Origin of the sequence: Crenobacter caeni, assembly GCF_010435965.1 — a bacterium.
Classification (GTDB): Bacteria; Pseudomonadota; Gammaproteobacteria; order Burkholderiales; family Chromobacteriaceae; genus Craterilacuibacter; species Craterilacuibacter caeni.
In genome coordinates this window covers 192435-211760 of sequence record NZ_JAAGAA010000003.1, presented here as the reverse complement: position 1 = coordinate 211760, position 19326 = coordinate 192435, and the positions used below count along the sequence as shown (strand labels likewise).

The 19326-nt window shown below is 67.7% G+C and carries 20 protein-coding genes and 1 tRNA gene; 17 read left to right on the top strand and 4 right to left on the bottom strand.

Going from position 1 to position 19326, the window contains the following annotated elements; translation table 11 throughout:
• Positions 1-75: 75 nt before the first annotated feature.
• Together GZH52_RS04830 and GZH52_RS04825 are read right to left on the bottom strand one after the other, a co-directional pair.
• Complete coding sequence (locus GZH52_RS04830; protein WP_163315359.1) at positions 76-1077, bottom strand: asparaginase; 1002 nt, start codon at positions 1075-1077, stop codon at positions 76-78.
• 108 nt (positions 1078-1185) lie between these two features.
• Positions 1186-2514 carry a sodium-dependent transporter gene (locus GZH52_RS04825; RefSeq protein ID WP_163315358.1) on the bottom strand — a complete coding sequence of 443 codons (1329 nt, stop codon included), beginning with the start codon at positions 2512-2514 and terminating at the stop codon, positions 1186-1188.
• A gap of 435 nt (positions 2515-2949) precedes the next feature.
• On the opposite strand from GZH52_RS04825, the gene GZH52_RS04820 reads away from it, so the two are divergent.
• Together GZH52_RS04820 and GZH52_RS04815 are read left to right on the top strand one after the other, a co-directional pair.
• Positions 2950-3023: transfer RNA gene (locus GZH52_RS04820), tRNA-Gly, on the top strand.
• A 31-nt stretch (positions 3024-3054) separates the two neighbouring features.
• Positions 3055-5217 carry an AsmA family protein gene (locus GZH52_RS04815; RefSeq protein WP_163315357.1) on the top strand — a complete coding sequence of 721 codons (2163 nt, stop codon included), beginning with the start codon at positions 3055-3057 and terminating at the stop codon, positions 5215-5217.
• Positions 5218-5223: 6 nt separating this feature from the next.
• Here the strand turns inward: GZH52_RS04815 and GZH52_RS04810 are convergent, their stop codons facing one another.
• Positions 5224-7203, bottom strand: coding sequence for a monovalent cation:proton antiporter family protein (locus tag GZH52_RS04810; protein WP_432417427.1), 1980 nt, complete (start codon positions 7201-7203; stop codon positions 5224-5226).
• Between the two features lie 108 nt (positions 7204-7311).
• Here GZH52_RS04810 and GZH52_RS04805 point away from each other — a divergent pair, with 108 nt between their 5' ends.
• From GZH52_RS04805 to GZH52_RS04735, 15 genes are all read left to right on the top strand, one after another.
• Positions 7312-8292 (top strand): KpsF/GutQ family sugar-phosphate isomerase, encoded by a 981-nt coding sequence (locus GZH52_RS04805; RefSeq protein WP_163315356.1) that lies wholly within the window; start codon positions 7312-7314, stop codon positions 8290-8292.
• 11 nt (positions 8293-8303) lie between these two features.
• Entirely contained in the window at positions 8304-8828 is a 525-nt protein-coding gene (locus GZH52_RS04800) for a KdsC family phosphatase (protein WP_163315355.1), read from the top strand.
• On the top strand, positions 8825-9388 hold the full coding sequence (lptC, locus tag GZH52_RS04795) for an LPS export ABC transporter periplasmic protein LptC (protein ID WP_163315354.1): 564 nt from the start codon (positions 8825-8827) through the stop codon (positions 9386-9388). Before GZH52_RS04800 ends, lptC begins: the two co-directional genes overlap by 4 nt.
• Complete coding sequence (lptA, locus tag GZH52_RS04790; RefSeq protein ID WP_163315353.1) at positions 9375-9896, top strand: lipopolysaccharide transport periplasmic protein LptA; 522 nt, start codon at positions 9375-9377, stop codon at positions 9894-9896. The genes lptC and lptA overlap by 14 nt, the downstream gene beginning before the upstream one ends.
• Positions 9893-10621, top strand: a complete 729-nt coding sequence (lptB, locus tag GZH52_RS04785) for an LPS export ABC transporter ATP-binding protein (protein ID WP_163315352.1) — start codon at positions 9893-9895, stop codon at positions 10619-10621. The genes lptA and lptB overlap by 4 nt, the downstream gene beginning before the upstream one ends.
• Positions 10622-10635: 14 nt before the next feature.
• Positions 10636-12030, top strand: a complete 1395-nt coding sequence (locus GZH52_RS04780; protein WP_163315351.1) for an RNA polymerase factor sigma-54 — start codon at positions 10636-10638, stop codon at positions 12028-12030.
• Between the two features lie 67 nt (positions 12031-12097).
• Positions 12098-12418, top strand: a complete 321-nt coding sequence (hpf, locus tag GZH52_RS04775; RefSeq protein ID WP_163315350.1) for a ribosome hibernation-promoting factor, HPF/YfiA family — start codon at positions 12098-12100, stop codon at positions 12416-12418.
• Between the two features lie 122 nt (positions 12419-12540).
• Complete coding sequence (ptsN, locus tag GZH52_RS04770) at positions 12541-13002, top strand: PTS IIA-like nitrogen regulatory protein PtsN (RefSeq protein WP_163315349.1); 462 nt, start codon at positions 12541-12543, stop codon at positions 13000-13002.
• Positions 12995-13951: an HPr(Ser) kinase/phosphatase gene (gene hprK / locus GZH52_RS04765; protein ID WP_163315348.1), complete on the top strand. Its 957-nt coding sequence runs from the start codon at positions 12995-12997 to the stop codon at positions 13949-13951. The genes ptsN and hprK overlap by 8 nt, the downstream gene beginning before the upstream one ends.
• Positions 13932-14783 (top strand): RNase adapter RapZ, encoded by an 852-nt coding sequence (gene rapZ / locus GZH52_RS04760; protein ID WP_163315347.1) that lies wholly within the window; start codon positions 13932-13934, stop codon positions 14781-14783. Before hprK ends, rapZ begins: the two co-directional genes overlap by 20 nt.
• Positions 14774-15136: a NusG domain II-containing protein gene (locus GZH52_RS04755; protein ID WP_163315346.1), complete on the top strand. Its 363-nt coding sequence runs from the start codon at positions 14774-14776 to the stop codon at positions 15134-15136. Before rapZ ends, GZH52_RS04755 begins: the two co-directional genes overlap by 10 nt.
• A complete protein-coding gene (locus GZH52_RS04750) occupies positions 15117-15653 on the top strand; it encodes a Gx transporter family protein (RefSeq protein ID WP_163315345.1) in 537 nt (178 codons plus the stop codon). Before GZH52_RS04755 ends, GZH52_RS04750 begins: the two co-directional genes overlap by 20 nt.
• A gap of 9 nt (positions 15654-15662) precedes the next feature.
• Complete coding sequence (locus GZH52_RS04745; protein ID WP_163315344.1) at positions 15663-16277, top strand: flavin prenyltransferase UbiX; 615 nt, start codon at positions 15663-15665, stop codon at positions 16275-16277.
• Positions 16274-17740 carry an NAD(P)H-hydrate dehydratase gene (locus GZH52_RS04740; RefSeq protein WP_163315343.1) on the top strand — a complete coding sequence of 489 codons (1467 nt, stop codon included), beginning with the start codon at positions 16274-16276 and terminating at the stop codon, positions 17738-17740. Before GZH52_RS04745 ends, GZH52_RS04740 begins: the two co-directional genes overlap by 4 nt.
• Entirely contained in the window at positions 17737-18621 is an 885-nt protein-coding gene (locus GZH52_RS04735; protein ID WP_163315342.1) for a DMT family transporter, read from the top strand. The genes GZH52_RS04740 and GZH52_RS04735 overlap by 4 nt, the downstream gene beginning before the upstream one ends.
• A 54-nt stretch (positions 18622-18675) precedes the next feature.
• Here the strand turns inward: GZH52_RS04735 and GZH52_RS04730 are convergent, their stop codons facing one another.
• Complete coding sequence (locus tag GZH52_RS04730) at positions 18676-19293, bottom strand: UPF0149 family protein (RefSeq protein WP_163315341.1); 618 nt, start codon at positions 19291-19293, stop codon at positions 18676-18678.
• Positions 19294-19326 lie beyond the last annotated feature (33 nt).

Sequence of the window (19326 nt, the reverse complement as noted above, 5' to 3'; positions counted from 1 at the left end):
CAGCGGTGTGGGCACGCTGTGGACAGGCGCGCCAAGCACCTGTTCCGGCAGGGAAAAGCCGGAACTGCCCGTTAATTAGGCAACGGTAAGCTCGCCGGCGATATTGGCGGTCAGGTAGGCGCGCGCCTCTGTCGCATCCAGGCCCAGCGCACCCAGCAAGGTCAGCTTGGCCAACGCCGCCTCCGGCGTCATGTCGGCACCGGGCAAGGCGCCGGCCCGCGCCAGTGGCTGGCTGGCCGCGTACGCGCCGACCTCGACCGCGCCGCGCACGACCTGGGTCAGGTTGAGCACCGGCACCCCGCGCGCGGTCGCGGCGGCGACACCATCGAGCAAGGCCGGGTCGGCCGGCGCGTTGCCGTTGCCGTAGGAGAGCAGGACGGCGGCGTCGACGTCATCTTCGTGCAGCATGCGCCCGAACAGCGCGGCCGACGCACCGGGCATCAGCAGCATCGGCAGCACTCGCCGCGCGGGGTCGGGCAAGGCCGGCGCGAACGGTTGTGTCGCCCGGCGCCAGTGTTCGCGCCGCCAGTCGACATTGATGCCGAAACGCGCCAGGTGCGGCGCGTTCGGGCTGTCGAAACCGGCGAACGACGCCGCGTCGACCTTGCGTGCGCGGCAGCCGCGCAGCAGCAGGCGGTCAAACGCGAGTGCGACCTCGTGCAGGTCGCCCTGGCACGCCGCCTCGAACGCGTCGGCCAGGTTGCTCCAGCCGTCGCTGCGCGGATGGACCAGCGGTAGTTGCGAGCCGGTGACCACCACCGGCTTGGCGAGGCCCCGCAGCGCGAAGGCGAGCATGCTCGCGGTGTACGCCATGGTGTCGGTACCGTGGATCACCACGAAGCCGTCGAAATGTTCGTATTCGGCGGCGATGTCTGCGCACAGCGTGCGCATGTCGGCAAGCGTGATCGCCGACGAGTCGATCAGCGGCGCGTACTCGCGCAGTTCGAAGTCGAGAGCCGGGCCGCGGAAGCGCTCGAGCAGGCGGGGCAGCAACCCGGGCACCGGCGCGAGGCCATCCGGGGTCTCGTCCATGCCGATGGTGCCACCGGTGTACAGCACGAGCAGACGTTTTTGCATGCTTGTTGTCTCCAGGAATTCACGCCGTCGATGTTAAGACAAAAGGGACGCCCCATGCGGGACGCCCCTTGTCCTTGCGTGCCAAAGCGTAGGCCTTGGCCGCCAGCCTTACAGGTTGTTGTAGACGAGGATCACGCCGACCAGCGCCGGGGCGACGAAGCAGCTGATCGCCTTCATCGCCGGCATCCACACGATGCGCTCGCCACGGTCGCCGCCCAGTTGCGCGTGGATCTCCGGCCAGATCTTCCAGCCGGCCAGGATCGCCAGCAGCACACCGCCCAGCGGCATCAGGATGTTGGACGTCGTGTAGTCGAGCAGGTCGAACACGCCCTTGCCGAACAGGGTGTAGCCGCTCCACTCGCCCAGCGACAAGGACGCTGGCACGCCGAGCACGAACATCAGCGACGCCATCGACAGCGCGGCCGGCACCCGCTTCATGTGGAATTCGTCGATCATGAAGCTGGTCACCACCTCCATCAGCGAGACGGCCGAGGTCAGCGCGGCGACCATCAAGAGGATGAAGAACACCACCGCGAACAGCTGGCCGCCGACCATCTTGGCAAACACCGCCGGCATGGTGATGAAGGTCAGGCCCGGGCCGGCGGCCGGGTCGAAGCCGAAGGCGAACACCGCCGGCAGCACCATCAGGCCCGCCAGGATGCACACGCCGGTGGTCAGCGACACCACCCACAGCGCCGAAGAAGGAATGGAGGTGTCCTTGCTGACGTAGGAGCCGTAGGCGACCATCGCGCCCATGCCCAGCGACAGCGAGAAGAAGGCCAGCCCCAGCGCGTCGATCACCGTCTTGCCGGTCACCTTGGAAAAATCGGGGTTCAGGAAGTAGGCAACACCGTCGAGCGCGCCGGGCAGGAACAGGCCGCGCACGATCAGCACCAGCATCATCACGAACAGCGCCGGCATCAGGAACTTGGACAGGTTCTCGATACCCTTTTGCACGCCGCCCAACACCACGCCCACGGTCAGCGCCATGAAGAGCGCGTGGTAGACCAGGGGCTGCACCGGGTCGGACACGAAGCTGCCGAACACGCTGCCCAGGTGCTTGGCGTCCGCCGAGATCACCTCGCCGGTCACCGACTTGATGATGTAGGCGATCGTCCAGCCGCCGACCACGCTATAGAAGGACATGATCAGGAAACCGACCAGTACGCCCATATAGCCGACCCATACCCATCTCTTGCCACCCATCTTGCGGTAGGCGCCGACCGCCCCGCTCTGAGCGGCACGTCCCAGCGCCATTTCGGCCATCATCATCGCGATGCCGAGGGTGAACACGAAGCCAATAAAGATCAGCAAAAATGCGCCGCCGCCGTTTTGCGACGCGACGTAGGGAAACTTCCAGATGGCGCCAAGGCCGACGGCCGAGCCGGCGGCGGCGAGAATGAACCCGAGACGGGAACCCCATTGAGATCTTGCCATGTTGTTATCCTGATTCCATTGATGCGACAGCACGCGGCAACACGCCGCGCAGGCCGAAACACGCGGCCTACAGCAGAAAGTGCCCACCAACAGACGGATCACGCCTCAAAACGGGTCACTACTTGAAATGGTCGCCAAGCGGCGTCCGGATCGGAAAGACCGGCGGCAGGTTGGAGCCGGTCTCGGCGCACGGCCGAGGGGTGGTGGCCGGCGCTGCCGATTGCATACAATATGCTTTAACAACAAATTATCCATTCACCCGGGCATCGTCAATAGTATTTGGCACAAATAATCCATTATGAGTGGTTAATTGCTTGCAAATGCCATCGTCAGCAACTTGTGTATTATTTAATGCCAATTGAGACGCCGATCGAGGCAACTTACCCATCCGGTTGCCATCAGGCGGTAGCTTGCATATAATGGCCAGCTCTCACCGCGGGTGTAGCTCAATGGTAGAGCAGAAGCTTCCCAAGCTTACGACGAGGGTTCGATTCCCTTCACCCGCTCCAGCACCTTCGCACCATTCCTGACCGACTCAGCATGAAGTTGAATTCTGGCCGGTTCTGGCTCAAGACCTCCGTATTTACCCTGCTCGGCGCCGCCACCCTGCTGCTCGCCCTGGCCGCGCTCTATTTCGTGCGCTTCGACGCGGCCGCAGTCAGGCACGCCGTCGAACACTCTTTCGCCGCGCGCGGCCTGCGCGCACAAGTCTCCGGCAGCATCCGCCCGCAGCTGTGGGGGCGTCCCGGTGTCGAAATCAGCGACCTGCGCGTCTACACCCCAGGGGCCGCCACCCCGGCGCTGACGCTCGCATCGCTCAGGGCCGACCTTGCCTGGCTGCCGCTCTTGGCCGGCGAACACGAACTCACCCGCCTTGCGCTGACCGGTTTGAATACCCGCCTCGAGCGTGACGCCGACGGCCGGCTCAACCTGGAGGGGCTGCTGCAGCCGCAAGCAGACTCGCCGCTAAAAAACGGCCTGGACAGCGTTTCGATACAGGATGCCAGCATCAGCTACCGCGACGCCGGCGACGCCCGGGCCTACACCCTCGACAACGCGGAACTCTCGCTGAGCGACATGCGCGGGGACGCCAAGCTGCAACTGGGCGGGCGCCTCAACGACGGCAAGCGCACCCTCACCCTCAGGCTGGACGTCCCTTACCGGCTGGACGGCCGGCACCTGCGCGTCAGGGCCCTGTCGCTGGACGCGCAATTCGCCAACCGGCGACAGGATGCCGGCCTGCTGACCGTGCGCGGCGACCTAGACGTCGACCTCGAACAGGGCGTCGTCAGCGCCGACAGGGTGCGCCTGGGCTACCAGCTCAAGCAACCCAAGCTTCAGGTGGACGCGAGCATCCCGCACGCGACGCTGAGCCTCGCCCAGATGACGGTACCGACCCTCGCCGTTGAAGGGTCGCTGCAACTGGCGCAGGCCGAACACCGCTTCAAGGGCAGCCTCGAAGCCCTCAAGCTGACCGAAGCCGGCCTATACGCCGACCATAGCCGCGTGGAACTCGTCACCCGCCGTGGCGAACACACCGTCACCGCGACGGTCAGCGCCCCCGTGCAGCTGGTTGCGCTGGAGCGTCTGCAGATGGCGCCGCTAATGCTGGAGACCCGGCTGACGACACCGGTTCTGCCGCGCGGCCAACTGGCTGCCCGCCTGCAAGGCGCGCTCGACGGCTCGGTCAGCGAAGGGCGCTTCAACCTGCGCGCGGCCGGCCGCCTGGACGGCACGCCGCTGACGCTGACGGTCGAGCAGACCGGCCTGTTCCCGCCGCAGCACAAGGCGACGCTGGCGCTCGACAAGCTCGACCTCAACCGCTACCTGCCCGAGCCCAAGCCCGAGCAGGCGGTTGCCCTCCTGCAGGACAAGACCCCGCTCAAGCTCGACTGGATGGACTTCCTGCACCTGCGCAGCAAGGTCGACATCGGCGAACTCAACATGGGGCGCTTCCGGGTGCGCGACGTGCACGCCGACGTCAGCGCCGATGGCAAACGCTTCGCCGTCGACAACCTGTCCGCCCGCATCTACCAAGGCTCGCTCAGCGGCAGCGCCGAGCTGGTCCGCGACAAGGTCGTGCGGCTGACGGTGCGCCAGAAGCTCGACGGCATGCATATCCGCCCGCTTCTGACCGACCTCTTCAGCTTCAGCCGCGTCGACGGCCAAGGCAGCGCCGAAGTCGATATCGTCGCGCGCGGCAACTCGCTGGCCGCCCTGCGCGAGTCGCTGACCGGGCATAGCCGCGTCCGCCTCTCGCAAGGCGCGCTGACCGGCATCGACCTGGTCGCCGCCCTGAAGAACCTGCCGGCCGAGCTGAAGGACTGGGGGCAGACCCCGTTCGAGGGAAACAGCCAGCAAAAGACGACCTTCCAGTCGCTGTCGGCCAGCTTCGACCTCGAAGAAGGGGTCGCGCGCAACCAGGACCTCAGGCTGCACTCGCAACTGGTGAACGTCGCCGGCAGCGGCAAGGTCGACCTCAAGGAGAGCATCATCGACTACGCGCTGAACGTGAAGGCGAACCCGCGCTCCTTCGAGCGCCTCTCCAAGGTCAACGTCCCGCTGAAGATCACCGGGCAGATCAACGCGCCGACCTACGCGCTCGACTTCAACGAGATGGTCAAGGGCAAGACGACGCCGGGCGAGAAGCAGCAGGCACTCAAGCAGGAACTGACCCGGCAGATCACCACCATCCTGCCCTGAACCGGCTCAGTCGCCCTGCAGCAGGCGCTGCTCGGCCAGCGCCAGCTGCTCGTTCCGGCCGAGCAGCACGATCACGTCGTTTTCCTCGAGCACGAAGTCCTCGCTAAGGTCGTGCCGCTTGAACTGCCGCCGGCGTACGGTCTTGACCTCGACCCCCAGCCCGGCCAGCCCGGTTTCGCCGATGCGCTTGCCCACCGCGTACGCGTCCGCCGTCAGACGCACGCTCTCCAGCCGCATGCCCTCCTCGCCGGCGGGCTCGTCGCCCAGGCCGCGGAAGAAACCGCGGAACAGGCTGTAGCGCGCCTCGCGCGCGGTGCGGATGCGGCGCAGCACGCGGCTCATCGGCAGGCCCATCACCATCAGCGCCTGCGAAGCCAGCATCAGGCTGCCCTCCATCACCTCGGACACCACCTCGTCGGCGCCCGCCTCGCGCAGGCGCTCGATATCGCTGTCGTCCGAGGTACGCACGATCACCGGCAGGTTGGGCTTGAGCTGCTGCACGGTCTCGATGATGCGCTCGGCAACGTGGGTGTCGGCGAAGGTGATCACCACCACCCGCGCGCGCTGGATGCCCGCCGCGTTCAGCACTTCCTTCTTCGACGCGTCACCGAACACCACCGGGTCGCCGGCCTCGCTCGCCTCGCGCACCCGCTCGGGGTCGAGGTCGAGCGCGAAGAACGGCACCTCCTCGGCGTCAAACAGGCGGGCAAGCGCTTGGCCGCTGCGCCCGTAGCCGCACACCAGCACATGCTCGGACTTGCTCATGCTCTGCACCAAAATCTGGTGCAGGTCGAGCGACGCCATCATCCAGTCGTTGCGGATCAGGCGACGGGTGATCGCGTCGGCGTACTGGATCAGGAAGGGCGCGAGCAGCATGGACAGGATGATCGCCGCCAGCGCCGCCTGCACCGACGCGAGCGGCACCAGCGCGAGGTTGGCGGCCAGCGTCAACAGCACGAAGCCGAATTCGCCACCCTGCGCCAGCGCGAGCGCCCCCTTGAGCGAGTCGCCCGGGCGGTGGCCGAACGCGCGCGCGATGCCGAACACCACCGCAAGCTTCAGGGGCACCAGCAAGGCGAGCATCGCCAGCACGTCGCCCCAGCGTTCGGTGAGCACGCTGATCTCGAGCTTCATGCCGACGGTGACGAAGAAGAAGCCGAGCAGGATGTCGCGGAACGGGCGGATATCCTCCTCGACCTGGAAGCGGTACTCGGTCTCGGAGATCAGCATGCCGGCGACAAACGCGCCCAGCGCCAGCGACAGGCCGGAGAGCTCGGTGAGCCAGGCGATGCCCAGCGTCACCAGCAGCACGTTGATCATGAAAAGCTCGCTCGAGCGCTGGCGTGCGACCAGGTGGAACCACGGGCGCACCAGGCGCTGGCCGACGAAGAAGAGCACCGCCATCACCACGACGACCTTGACGCCGGCGAGCGCAAGGTCGGTCACCAGCGACGCCGAGTCGCCGGCGAACGCCGGCAACAGGATCAACAGCGGCACCACGGCCAGGTCCTGGAACAGCAGCACGCCGATCGCCAGCTGGCCGTGCGGCTTGGCCAGTTCCAGACGCTCGGTCAACAGCTTGCTGACGATCGCGGTCGACGAGAGCGCCAGCGCGCCGCCGATCGCGAAGCCGGCCAGCGCGTTGCCGGACAACGCCCATACGCCGGCCATGATCAGCAGCAAGGTGAGCGCGACCTGCGCGAAGCCGACGCCGAACACCAGGCTGCGCATCGCCCTCAGTTTGGGCAGGGAGAATTCGAGGCCGATCGAGAACATCATGAACACGATGCCGATCTCGCCGAGGAAATGCGTCTGTTCGCCTTCGGGAACCAGCGAGAGCACGCTGGGGCCGGCGATGAAGCCGACCACCAGGTAGCCCAGCATCGGCGGCACGCGCAAGGTGCGGCACAGGGTGACGGAGAGGACGGCGCACAACAGGACGAGGACGATAGGAGCCAGCGAATGCACGGTTGTCGGAATTCCCACGTTGTAGGTCGATAAGGCGGCAGCCGGCGTCACGCGTGCGACGGACAGCCGCCCACCGCGTTCACCGCATGCTAGAGAGCAGGATTTTAACTGATATACTCGCCCTCCATGGAACAACAGATCGCCCAACACCGGCTGGACCTCGCACGCGAAGTGCTGAAGGTCGAAGCCGACGCCATCGGACGCCTCGCCTCCCGCCTGGGTTCGGCCTTCGTCGCCGCCATCGATACCCTTCTTGCATGCCGCGGCCGCGTCGTGGTCACCGGCATCGGCAAGAGCGGCCATATCGCGCGCAAGATCGCCGCGACCATGGCCAGCACCGGCACGCCCGCCTTCTTCGTCCACCCCGCCGAAGCCGCCCACGGCGACCTGGGCATGATCGCCGAGAGCGACGTGCTGATCGCGCTGTCGAATTCCGGCGAGAGCGACGAGGTGATCGCGCTGCTGCCCGCGCTCAAGCGCAAGGGCATCCGCCTGATCGCGATGACCGGCCGCGTGGACTCGACGCTCGCGCGCGAGGCCGACATCCACCTGGACGCCAGCGTCGAGCGCGAGGCCTGCCCGCTGGGCCTGGCCCCGACGGCGAGCACCACCACCGCGCTGGCGCTAGGCGACGCGCTGGCGGTCACCCTGCTCGACGCGCGCGGCTTCGGCAAGGAAGACTTCGCGCTGTCCCACCCCGGCGGCAGCCTCGGCCGCCGCCTCTTGGTGCACGTGCGCGACGTGATGCACACCGGCGAGGCGCTGCCGCAGGTCGCCTGCGGCACCCCGCTCAAGGGCGCGCTGCTCGAGATTTCGCAAAAGGGCTTGGGCATGACCGCGGTGGTCGGAGCCGACGGCCGCCTGGCCGGCCTCTATACCGACGGCGACCTTCGGCGCACGCTGGACGGCACCGACTCGCTCGCCGGCATGCTGATCGACGACGTGATGACCCGCGCGCCGCGCACCATCGGCCCCGACAAACTGGCGGCCGAAGCGGTCCAGCTGATGCAAAGGCACAAGATCAACGGCCTGATCGTCGTGGACGCGGACGGCCGCCCACAAGGCGCGCTCAATATGCACGACCTGATGCGCGCAGGCGTGGTGTAAGGGAGGCGACAATGCAGACCATCCACGAACTGGCCCGCCAGGTCCGCATGCTGGTGATGGACGTCGACGGCGTGCTCACCGACGGCAAGCTCTACTACAACGCGCACGGCGAGGAAACCAAGGCGTTCTACGTGCAGGACGGCCTCGGCCTCAAGCTGCTGCAGGGCACTGGCGTCAGGCTCGCGATCATTTCCGGCCGCGCCGACCGCTGCGTCGAACACCGTGCCCGCGCGCTGGGCATCGACTACTACTTCGCCGGGATCAAGGACAAGGCTGACGCGCTCGCCGCGCTCGCCGAGCAAAGCGGCATCGCGCCCTCGGCGTGCGCCTTCGTCGGCGACGACCTGATCGACCTGCCCGCGCTCAGGCGGGTCGGCCTGCCGATCGCGGTGCCGGCGGCAAGCCCGCTCGTCCAGCAGCATGTGCGCTACGTCACCGGTGCGCCCGGCGGCGCCGGCGCCCTGCGCGAAGTGTGCGAGCTGATCATGCAGGCGCAGGGCAGCTGGGACGCGGCGATCGGGAAGTACCTCGCATGAAGCGCTTTCCCCGCCTGTTCCCGCTATTGCTGGTACTGCTGCTCTCGCTGCTGACCATCGTGCTCGACCGCGTCACCCGCGAGAAGAACACCGCGACCGAAGTCGACGCGAGCCAGCCCGAGTACACGGTGGAGAACTTCACCGCGACCCGCTTCAACGAAGCGGGCCTGCTGCAGGACAGGCTGACCGCGAAGAAGATGTGGCAATACCCGAAGTCGAAGGAGATCGACTTTGACGCGCCCAGGCTCACCAGCTACAAGAACGGGCAGGTCAACTACACCGTCGACGGCGAGGTCGGCCGCTACAACAGCGCCAGCCGGAAGGTCTGGTTCGACCGCCGCGTCGAAATGAACGACCCGGGCCGCGCGGGTGCGCAGCCCGTCCGGCTGGAGACCCGGGCAATGACCGTCGACCTGGCCACCTCGGTCGCGCGCGGGCCGGCACCGGTCACCGTCTGGCAGGGCGACTCCGTGCTGCGCGCCACCGGCTTTGTGTACGAACAGCCCAAGGGCGTCGTCTCCCTGCTGTCGAACGTCAGGATCCACTATGTGCAACCTTAAATCTTTCGCCGCCACCGCCCTGCTCGTCGCGCTCGCGGGCGCCGTCCACGCCGAGAAGGCGGACAGCACGAAGCCGATCGAGCTGTCCGCCGACCGCGGCACGCTCGACCAGAACAGCGGCGTCACCACCTGGGACGGCAACGTCGTCGTCAACCAGGGCACCTTGCAGCTGAAGGCCGACCATGTGGTCGTCACCCGCAACGCGGCCGGCGAGCAGACACTTCTCGCGACCGGCAAGCCGGCGACCTTCCGCCAGAAGGTCGAGGGCAAGAACGAATACATCAAGGGCCGCGGCAACCGCATCGACTACGACAGCAAGACCGGCGTCGCCGTGCTCACCGGCAACGCCTTCGTCGAGCGCGGCCAGGACTCGGTCGCCGGCGCGGTGATCACCTACAACACCGAGACCGAGCTCTACCAGGTCTCCGGCGGCAACCCCAAGGTCACCGGCGGCGCCGGCGGCCGGGTAACGGTCATCCTGCAGCCCAAGACCGAGGACAAGAAATGAGCGACAGCCGCCTGACCGTCCGCAACCTGAAGAAGACCTTCAAGAAGCGCACCGTCGTCAAGGACGTGTCGCTAGAGATCGCCAGCGGCGAGGTGATCGGCCTGCTCGGCCCCAACGGCGCGGGCAAGACCACCAGCTTCTACATGATCGTCGGGCTGATCGCCGCCGAGGCCGGCCGCATCGAGCTGGACGGCACCGAGATCACCCACCTGCCCATCCACAAGCGCGCGCGCATGGGGCTGGGCTACCTGCCGCAGGAAGCGTCGATCTTCCGCAAGATGACGGTCGCCGAGAACATCCGTGCCGTGCTCGAGATCTCCGGCCTCAAGGGTGAGGAGATGGAGGGCGAACTCGCGCTCCTGATGGACGACCTCAATATCGCGCACCTGGCGGACACCAACGCGATGGCGCTCTCCGGCGGCGAGCGGCGCCGTGCCGAGATCGCGCGCGCGCTGGCCAGCCGGCCGCGCTTCGTGCTGCTCGACGAGCCGTTTGCCGGCGTCGACCCGATCGCGGTGATCGACATCCAGAAGATCATCGCCTTCCTCAAGGAACGCGGCATCGGCGTGCTGATCACCGACCACAACGTGCGCGAGACGCTGCGCATCTGCGACCGCGCCTACATCATCAGCGACGGCAAGGTGCTCGCGTCCGGCCTGCCGGACGAGCTGGTCGGCAACGAGCAGGTCCGCCGCGTCTATCTGGGCGAACACTTCCACCTCTAAAGAGCAGGGCCGCGATGAAACAGTCCCTGCAACTGAAGGTCAGCCAGCAGCTGACGCTGACCCCGCAACTACAGCAGTCGATCAAGCTCTTGCAGATGTCTACGCTCGAGCTGGGCACCGAAATCGAGCGCTACCTCGCCGAAAACCCGCTGCTCGAGCGGCAGGACGACGCCGAGCCCTTCGAGGCGCCGCAGGAAGCCGCCGCGCGCGAAGAGGAAGGTGCCTCCCGCGCCGACGAGGGCGAGCGTGCGCAAGAGGCCGCCGAGAGCTGGGGCAGCGGCAGCGCGCGCGCCGACGGCGACGAATTCGACCCGCTGCTCAATATCGCCGAGAAGCCGTCGCTGCGCGCCCACCTTGCCGCGCAACTGGGCGAGCTCTCGCTGAGCGCGCGCGAGCGCGCGCTGCTGATCGTGCTGATCGAGGAGACCGACGACGACGGCTACCTGGCGGACGACAACGAGGCGATCGCCGCCTCCCTGCCCGCCGAACTCGAGGTCGACGCCGACGAGATCGGCTACCTGCGCCGCCTGCTGCAGCAGCTGGAACCGGCCGGCATCGGCTGCCGCTCGCTGGAAGACTTCCTGCAACTGCAGCTGTCGGCGCTGCCCGCATCCCCCGCCGCCTCGCTCGCCGCGCGCATCGTCGGCGGCCACCTCGCCCTCCTGGGCAACCGCGACTACGGCAAGCTCAAGCGGCTGCTTGCCGTGGACGAGGCGCAGATCCGCGACGCGCAGGCGCTGATCGGCCGGCTGCGCCCGCGCCCGGCCGGCGGCTTCGACGACGACGATACCCGCTATGTCGCGCCCGACGTGCTGGTGAGCAAGGTGCGCGGCCGCTGGCTCGCGCGGCTGAACGCACAAGTGCAGCCTAAACTGCGCGTAAACAGCGTGTACGCGAATCTCTTGCAGCAACAAAGGGATAGCGCGGGCGCGCTCGGCGGCCAATTGCAGGAGGCGCGCTGGCTGGTCAAAAACCTCCAGCAGAGGTTTGACACCATCCTGAAAGTGTCAGAAGCTATCGTCGACAGGCAACAAAAGTTCTTTGAACACGGTGAAGTAGCGATGCGGCCCCTGATCCTCAGGGATATCGCCGACGAGCTCGGACTGCACGAGTCGACCATCTCGCGGGTGACCACGCAGAAGTACCTCTTGTGCAGCCGCGGGCTGTTCGAGCTGAAGTACTTCTTCGGCAGCTCGCTGGAAACCGGCGACGGCGGCGAATGCTCGGCCACCTCGATCAAGGCGCACATGAAACGCCTGATCGACGGTGAAGACCCGAAGAAACCGCTGTCCGACAGCGCGCTGGCCGAGGCGCTTTCCGGGCTCGGCATCCAGGTCGCACGCCGCACCGTCGCCAAGTACCGCGAAGCGATGCAGGTCGCTCCGGCCAGCCAGCGCAAGACGCTGTAGCCGGATTGCCATACGGAATTTTTACCGGTCGGGCCCGCGCCCGGCCAACCACAGAAGGAGTTGGGTTATGAACCTCAAGATCACCGGTCTCCACCTCGAAGTCACCCCTGCCCTGCGCGACTACGTCGAAGAAAAACTCGGCCGCGTGGTACGCCATGTGGACAACGTGATTGACACTTCTGTCACCCTGTCCGTCGACAAGCTGGTCCAGAAAGCCGAAGTCAACGTACACCTCGCCGGCAAGGACATCCACGTCGAAGCGACCGCCTCCGACATGTACGCCGCGATCGACGCGCTGATCGACAAGCTCGACCGCCAGGTGCTCAAGCACAAGGAAAAGCTGTCCGAACACCGCGCCGCAGCGCCGCAGCCGGCCGCCGAAGAATAAGCGCCTGCCGCGCCAAGACAACGGGAACCCGCGGGTTCCCGTTTTTCATGCACGCGAATGGACTATTGATAAAGACGGTGCCAGCGTAGAATACGCGTGCACAACAACCAGCCCGAATACCTATGTCCCTGATCGGCAAGATTCTGACCCGTGAGCATGTACTGGTCGACCTCGACGTTGCCAGCAAGAAACGGATCTTCGAGCAGGTCGGCCTGATCGCCGAGAACACCTGCAACGTCGCCCGCAGCGAAGTTTTCGACAGCCTGTTCGCCCGCGAGAAACTGGGCTCGACCGGGCTCGGTCAGGGCGTCGCCATCCCGCACGGGCGCGCGCGCGGGCTGAAGGAGGCGATGGGCGTCTTCATCCGCCTCAAGCAAGCCATCCCGTTCGACGCGCCCGACGGCAAGCCGGTGCGCCTCTTGTTCGCGCTGCTGGTGCCCGAGCAGGCGACCGACCTGCACCTGCAGGTACTCTCCGAGCTTGCACAGCTCTTCTCCAGCCGCGCGCTACGCGACGCGCTGGAAACGGCCGCCGACGCCGACGAGATCTACCGGCTCTTGACCGAGCGGTGCGAGCATGCCTAGCGTCAGCGTCCGCAAGCTCTACCAGGACAACCAGCAGAAACTCAGCCTGACCTGGGTCGCCGGCCGCGGCGGCTCGGACAACCTGATCGGCAACGACGACCAGCGCCCGACGCTGTCGCTGGTCGGTCACCTGAACTTCATCCACCCCAACCGCGTGCAGGTGCTGGGTCTCGCCGAGGTCGACTACCTGAACCGGCTCGAGCGCTCGGCCGCGCGCACCGCGCTCGACCAGCTCTTTCACAAGACGATGTCGGTGGTCATCGTTGCCAACGGCCAGGCCGTGCCGGCGCTGCTGCGCGACTACTGCCACACGCACAACGTCCCGCTGATGACCACGCCGCTGGAGAGCCCGTACCTGATGGACGTGCTGCGCATCTACCTTGCGCGCGCGCTCGCGGTGTCGACAGTGCTGCACGGCGTGTTCCTCGACGTGCTCGAGATCGGCGTGCTGATCATGGGCGACTCGGCGATGGGCAAGAGCGAACTCGCGCTCGAACTGATCTCGCGCGGGCACGGCCTCGTCGCCGACGACGCGGTCGAGCTCTACCGCATCGGTCCGGACACGCTGGAAGGGCGTTGCCCGCCGCTGTTGCGCGACTTCCTCGAGGTGCGGGGCCTGGGCATCCTCAACGTGCGCACGGTGTTCGGCGAAACCGCGGTGCGCCCGAAGAAGGTGCTCAAGCTGATCATTCATCTCATCAAGGCAAACGACCAGGCGATGCAGGCGCTCGACCGGCTGAACATCCAGTCCGAGACGCAGGACATCCTCGGCGTCACCGTGCGCAAGGTCATCCTGCCGGTCGCCGCCGGCCGCAACCTGGCGGTACTGGTCGAGGCCGCGGTGCGCAACTACATCCTGCAACTGCGCGGCATCGACAGCACGCGCGAGTTCGTCGAACGGCACACCAACTTCCTGCGGGAACAGGAAAATGCAGCTGATCTTGATTAGCGGGCTATCCGGCTCGGGCAAGTCGGTCGCGCTCAGGAGCCTGGAAGACGCCGGCTTCTTCTGCGTCGACAACCTGCCGGCGACCATGCTCGCTGACGCGCTGACCATCTACCAGGCCGACGGCTACCAGAAGGTCGCCATCAGCGTCGACACCCGCAGCCGCGCGACGCTGGATCGGCTGCCCGCCGAGATCGGCCGCCTGCGCTCGGCCGGGCTCGACGTGCGGCTGTTCTTCTTCGAGGCCAAGCAGGAAACACTGGTCAAACGTTTCTCGGAGACCCGCCGCGCGCACCCGCTCTCCGGGCTGGGCCTGACGCTGGCCGAATGCATCGAGCTCGAACGCGAGCTGTTGGCCGCCATCGGAGAGCTGGGGCTGCGCATCGACACCTCCGACATGGCCGCGAGCAACCTCAGGCAATGGGTACGCCAGCTCGCTGGCTGCGACGGCGGACAGCTGACGCTGATGTTCGAGTCGTTCGGCTTCAAGCACGGCGTGCCGCTGGACGCCGACTTCGTGTTCGACGTGCGCTGCCTGCCCAACCCGCACTACGTGGCGGAACTGAGGCCGCTGACCGGCCGCGACCAGCCGGTGATCGACTTCTTCGCGCATGAAGCGCAGGTCGCCGCCATGATCGCCGACATCCGCGCCTTTATCGAAAAGTGGCTGCCCGAATTCGTCCGCGAGAACCGCAGCTACCTGAGCGTCGCCATCGGCTGCACCGGCGGCCAGCACCGTTCGGTCTACATCGCGGAGCATCTCGCACGCGACTTCGGGGCCGAGCAGCAGGTGCTGCTGCGCCACCGCCAGTTGCAAAGGACGACATGCGACTGATCCGGCCGGGGGATGTCGCCGTCTTCACGCTGGCCGCACTGACGTGCGGCCTTGTCGTGTGGGCATGCTGGACGCAATCGCCGGCGCGCACGCTGTCGATCCGCCAGGGCGGCGCGCTGTGGCGCGAAGTCAGCCTGCTGCACAACGCTCGCTACCATGTCGCAGGCCCGCTGGGCGACACCGTGGTGCGCGTCGAGGACGGCCGTGCCCGCATCGAATCCGACCCCAGCCCGCGCCAGTACTGCGTGGGCCAGGGCTGGCTCGAGCACGCCGGGCAAAGCGCCATCTGCCTGCCCAACGCGACCAGCATCACGCTGGAGGGCGCGCGCGCGTATGACAGCCTCAGCTTCTGAACGGCTGACGCTGGTGGCCCGCCCGCTGGACAGGCAGGTCGCGTCGCTGTCCGCCCTCGCCATCGTGCTCGCGCTCGTCGACGCCGCACTGCCCACCCCGCTGCCCGGTGTCAAACCCGGGCTCGCCAATATCGTCACCCTGCTCGCACTGTACCGGCTGGGCTTTGCCGCCGCAGTCTGGGTCAGCCTGCTCAGGGTGCTCGGCGCCGCCTTGCTGATGGGCAGCATGCTGACGCCGGGCTTCTTCCTGAGCCTCGCCGGCGCGCTCTCGAGCCTCATGCTCCTCGCACCGGCGAGCCGCCTGTCGCGCCGGCTGTTCGGCCCCGTCAGCCTCAGCCTGATCGCCGCCTACGGCCATATCGGCGGCCAGTTGCTGCTCGCCCGGCTGTGGCTGATCCCGTCCGATGGCATACTCTACTTCGTGCCGGCGTTCGCGCTCGCCGCGCTCATCACCGGCACCGTCAACGGACTCTTGGCCGCCCGCCTGCTGCGGCGCTGGCCGTCCTCCAAGCACTGAGGTTTTGTCATGCCCACCCCACACACCGTCACTGTCGCGCTGACCGGCGCCTCCGGCCTGCCGTACGGCCTCGCGCTGATCCGCGCGCTCGTCGCCGCGCGCGTGCGCGTCTGGGTACTTGCCTCGCAGGCCGCTCAGGTGGTCGCGCGCGAGGAGACCGACTTCGCGCTGCCCGCCGCGCCCGACGCGCTGACCCGATACCTCACAGAGATGAGCGGCGCCGAAGAAGGCCAGCTGCGCGCGTTCGGGCGCGAGGCCTGGCACGCACCGGTCGCCTCCGGCTCCAACCCGGCCGACGCGATGGTGGTCTGCCCGTGCTCGATGGGGACGCTCGCCGCGATCGCGCAGGGCATGAGCGACAACCTGATCGAACGCGCCGCCGACGTCGCGATCAAGGAGCAGAAGAAGCTGGTGCTGGTGCCGCGCGAGACGCCGCTCTCGGCCATTCATCTCGAGAACATGCTCAAGCTTGCCCGGCTGGGCGTGGTGATCCTGCCGCCCGCGCCCGGTTTTTACACGCGTCCGCAAAGCGTCGACGACATGGTCGACTTCGTCGTCGCGCGCATCCTCGACCAGATCGGCGTGCCGAACACGCTGGTGCCGCGCTGGGGCGAGACGCGATGAACCCGGCGATCCAGTCCCTCGCCGCGCAGCGGGCGCTGGAAGCGGCCGCCGCCGCCCAGGGCATGGGCCTGATGCGCCGCGCCGCGTGCGCGGCGGCCGACAAGGTGCGCGCCCTGCTCCCTGAGCCTGCGCCCGTCACCGTGCTCGCCGGCCCCGGCAACAACGGCGGCGACGCGCTGCACCTGGCGTGCGAGCTTGTCCGTGCGGGCTACCCGGTCACCGTGGTCAGCCCTGCGCCGCAACAGGGCGACGAGGCCGTCGCCGCGCGCGCGCGCTGGGACGAGATCTCCGGCCACACCGACCGCGAACTTCCTGCCGCCGCCGGCGCGCTGGTCGTCGACGGGCTGTTCGGCATCGGCCTTGCGCGCGCGCCATCAGCGCCGTGGGACGCGCTGATCCGCGCGGTCAACGCAAGTGACGTGCCGGTGCTCGCGCTCGACGCCCCGAGCGGGCTGGATGCGACGCGCGGTACCGCGCCGGGCGAGGCGATCCGCGCCAGGCATACGCTCACCTTCCTGTGTCTCAAGGCAGGCCTTCTCACCGGCGACGGGCCGGGGCTCACCGGCGCACTGGAGGTCGCGCCGCTCGATGTGCCGCCGGCGATGTGGCCCGAGGCCGAGGGCGAACTCAACCGCCCGCTGCTCGCGCCGCTCGCGCGCAAGGCCAACAGCCACAAGGGCAGCTATGGTACCGTCTGCGTGGTCGGCGGCTCGCCGGGCATGCTGGGCGCGGCGCTGCTCGCCGGACGTGCCGCGTTGTCGTTGGGCGCAGGCAAGGTGCATCTGGCCACGCTGGACGCCCGCCTCGCCGTCGATCCTTGCCACCCCGAGCTGATGATCGCACCGCATACGCCAACGCTGCCCACCCACGAGGTGTGCGCCATCGGGCCGGGGCTGGGCCAGAGCGGAGACGCGCGCGCCGCGCTCGCCGCGGCGCTCGCGGGTGACGTGTCGCTCGTCGTCGACGCCGACGCGCTGAACCTGGTCGCCGCCGACCCCGTGCTTGCTGAACGGCTGGCCAGACGGCAGGCGCCGGCGGTGCTGACCCCGCACCCGGCCGAGGCCGCCCGCCTGCTGGGCCTCTCCACCGCCGAGGTGCAGGCCGACCGCGTCGGCGCCGCGCGCGCGCTTGCCCGCCGTTTCGGGCAGACCGTGGTGCTCAAGGGCGCCGGCACGCTGATCGCGCGCGCCGACGGCTTTTACCGCGTCAACGCCAGCGGCAATGCCGCGCTTGCCGCCGCCGGCCAAGGCGACGTACTGTCGGGCGCGATCGCCGCGCTGATCGCGCAGCACCTGCCGCCGTTTGACGCCGCCTGCCTCGGGGTTTACCTGCACGGACTGACCGGCGACCTGTACCGCGCCCGCCAGGGCTACATGCTGGGACTCGCCGCCTCGCAAAGCGCCGCGGATCTTACCGACATCGCCAACGCCCTGCTCCTGATCCACGAAAGGAATACCGTTTGACCCGCCAGACCCGTGCCACCTTGCTGGGGCTTTGCGCCGTCCTCGCCTGGTCGACCGTCGCCTCCGCCTTCAAGCTGAGCCTCGAACATCTGAGCCCGGCGCAACTCGTGCTGTACGCCAGCGCGGCCAGCCTTGCCTCGCTGATGGCCATTCTCGCCTGGCAGAAAAGGCTGGGGGAATTCCTGCCGGCCTTGCGCCTGCAGTGGCGCCGCTCGCTATTGCTAGGTGCGGTCAACCCCTTCGCCTACTACCTGATCCTGTTCCAGGCGTACGCGCTGTTGCCCGCGCAGGAGGCGCAGGCGATCAACTACACCTGGGCGCTGACGATGACGCTGTTGTCGGTACCGCTGTTGGGGCAAACGCTGAGACGGCAGGACCTGGCCGCCGCGCTGACCTGCTATCTGGGCGTGCTGGTGATCGGCACGCGGGGCGAGTTGCTGTCGCTGTCGTTCTCCAACGCGGAGGGAGTGCTATGGGCGCTGGCGTCGACGCTGTTGTGGGCGAGCTACTGGATTTTCAGCACGCGCGACGCGCGCGAACCGGTGCTGGGGCTCGCGCTGAACTTCACGCTCGCGCTGCCGCTCGCGCTGCTGTGGTGCGCGCTGCAAGGCGAGCTGACCCCGATCGCCTGGCAGGGGCTCGCCGGCGCGGCCTACGTCGGCGCGGTCGAGATGGGTTTCACCTTCGTGCTGTGGCTCAGCGCGATGAAGCTGACCGCCAGCACCGCGCGCATCGCCAACCTGATCTTCCTGTCGCCCATCGTGTCGCTGTGGCTGATCCACCTGATCGTCGGCGAACCCATCCTCGCCTCGACGCTGGCCGGCCTCGCGCTGATCCTGGGCGGCCTCCTGCTGCAGAAACTCTTTCCCGGCCGCGCCTGAACGGGCGCCGCAAGGCTACTGTGGCCCCCCACAGGGGGCCAGCGTAGCGGGCATTCAGAAGCTGGTCTTCTCCTGCTCGGCGGCGGCCAGGTCGGCGGCCATCTTCTCGCGCAGCGCGCGGAAGAAGTCGTGCAGGCGGGCGACGGCCGGCGAGAGCTGGCCGAGCAACTCTTCCCTTTGCGCATCGCTGACGGTGGTGCGCAGCGCCGGGTCGGCCTCGCGCTCCATCGCCAGCGTCATGATCGGCGCGAGTGCGGCGCCCGCGTCCGCGTTATCGAAGGCCAGTTGCCAGTCGGCCGGCTGCAAGGCCATCCCCCGCTCGAAACCTTCGGCCCAGTCGTTGCCGGACACGCGTCCCGCGTCATCCGCGTCCAGCCACGGGTAGTAATCCTCGCCGGCGAGCAGGGTCGCCGAAACTTCGTGCCAGTGCCCGTTGACGAGGCGCATGAATTCGTCAAATGCCTTGGGGCCGGGGAAGGCCGTGTCGTCGTCCCAGGCTCGCCCCAGGATCTGCGGCAGGCACTCGGCCGCGCGGATCACCTCGGGGCCGGCCACCAGCGCGGCAAAAAAGCCGTCCAGCGTCTCCAGCTTCATCGCCCCCTGCCCGGCCAGGCCCGAAAGCGTCTGGCCCAACTTTTGGTAATCGGCGTCGCTCATCGCGGTTTCGTTCATCGCACACTCCATCGGTCGGTATCCCGCGCATTA

Bases quoted from the DNA above. Each gene is read 5' to 3' on its own strand.
- GZH52_RS04830 (WP_163315359.1), bottom strand. From the start codon at position 1,077: ATGCAAAAACGTCTGCTCGTGCTGTACACCGGTGGCACCATCGGCATG.
- GZH52_RS04825 (WP_163315358.1), bottom strand. From the start codon at position 2,514: ATGGCAAGATCTCAATGGGGTTCCCGTCTCGGGTTCATTCTCGCCGCC.
- GZH52_RS04815 (WP_163315357.1), top strand. From the start codon at position 3,055: ATGAAGTTGAATTCTGGCCGGTTCTGGCTCAAGACCTCCGTATTTACC.
- GZH52_RS04805 (WP_163315356.1), top strand. From the start codon at position 7,312: ATGGAACAACAGATCGCCCAACACCGGCTGGACCTCGCACGCGAAGTG.
- GZH52_RS04800 (WP_163315355.1), top strand. From the start codon at position 8,304: ATGCAGACCATCCACGAACTGGCCCGCCAGGTCCGCATGCTGGTGATG.
- lptC (WP_163315354.1), top strand. From the start codon at position 8,825: ATGAAGCGCTTTCCCCGCCTGTTCCCGCTATTGCTGGTACTGCTGCTC.
- lptA (WP_163315353.1), top strand. From the start codon at position 9,375: ATGTGCAACCTTAAATCTTTCGCCGCCACCGCCCTGCTCGTCGCGCTC.
- lptB (WP_163315352.1), top strand. From the start codon at position 9,893: ATGAGCGACAGCCGCCTGACCGTCCGCAACCTGAAGAAGACCTTCAAG.
- GZH52_RS04780 (WP_163315351.1), top strand. From the start codon at position 10,636: ATGAAACAGTCCCTGCAACTGAAGGTCAGCCAGCAGCTGACGCTGACC.
- hpf (WP_163315350.1), top strand. From the start codon at position 12,098: ATGAACCTCAAGATCACCGGTCTCCACCTCGAAGTCACCCCTGCCCTG.
- ptsN (WP_163315349.1), top strand. From the start codon at position 12,541: ATGTCCCTGATCGGCAAGATTCTGACCCGTGAGCATGTACTGGTCGAC.
- hprK (WP_163315348.1), top strand. From the start codon at position 12,995: ATGCCTAGCGTCAGCGTCCGCAAGCTCTACCAGGACAACCAGCAGAAA.
- rapZ (WP_163315347.1), top strand. From the start codon at position 13,932: ATGCAGCTGATCTTGATTAGCGGGCTATCCGGCTCGGGCAAGTCGGTC.
- GZH52_RS04755 (WP_163315346.1), top strand. From the start codon at position 14,774: ATGCGACTGATCCGGCCGGGGGATGTCGCCGTCTTCACGCTGGCCGCA.
- GZH52_RS04750 (WP_163315345.1), top strand. From the start codon at position 15,117: ATGACAGCCTCAGCTTCTGAACGGCTGACGCTGGTGGCCCGCCCGCTG.
- GZH52_RS04745 (WP_163315344.1), top strand. From the start codon at position 15,663: ATGCCCACCCCACACACCGTCACTGTCGCGCTGACCGGCGCCTCCGGC.
- GZH52_RS04740 (WP_163315343.1), top strand. From the start codon at position 16,274: ATGAACCCGGCGATCCAGTCCCTCGCCGCGCAGCGGGCGCTGGAAGCG.
- GZH52_RS04730 (WP_163315341.1), bottom strand. From the start codon at position 19,293: ATGAACGAAACCGCGATGAGCGACGCCGATTACCAAAAGTTGGGCCAG.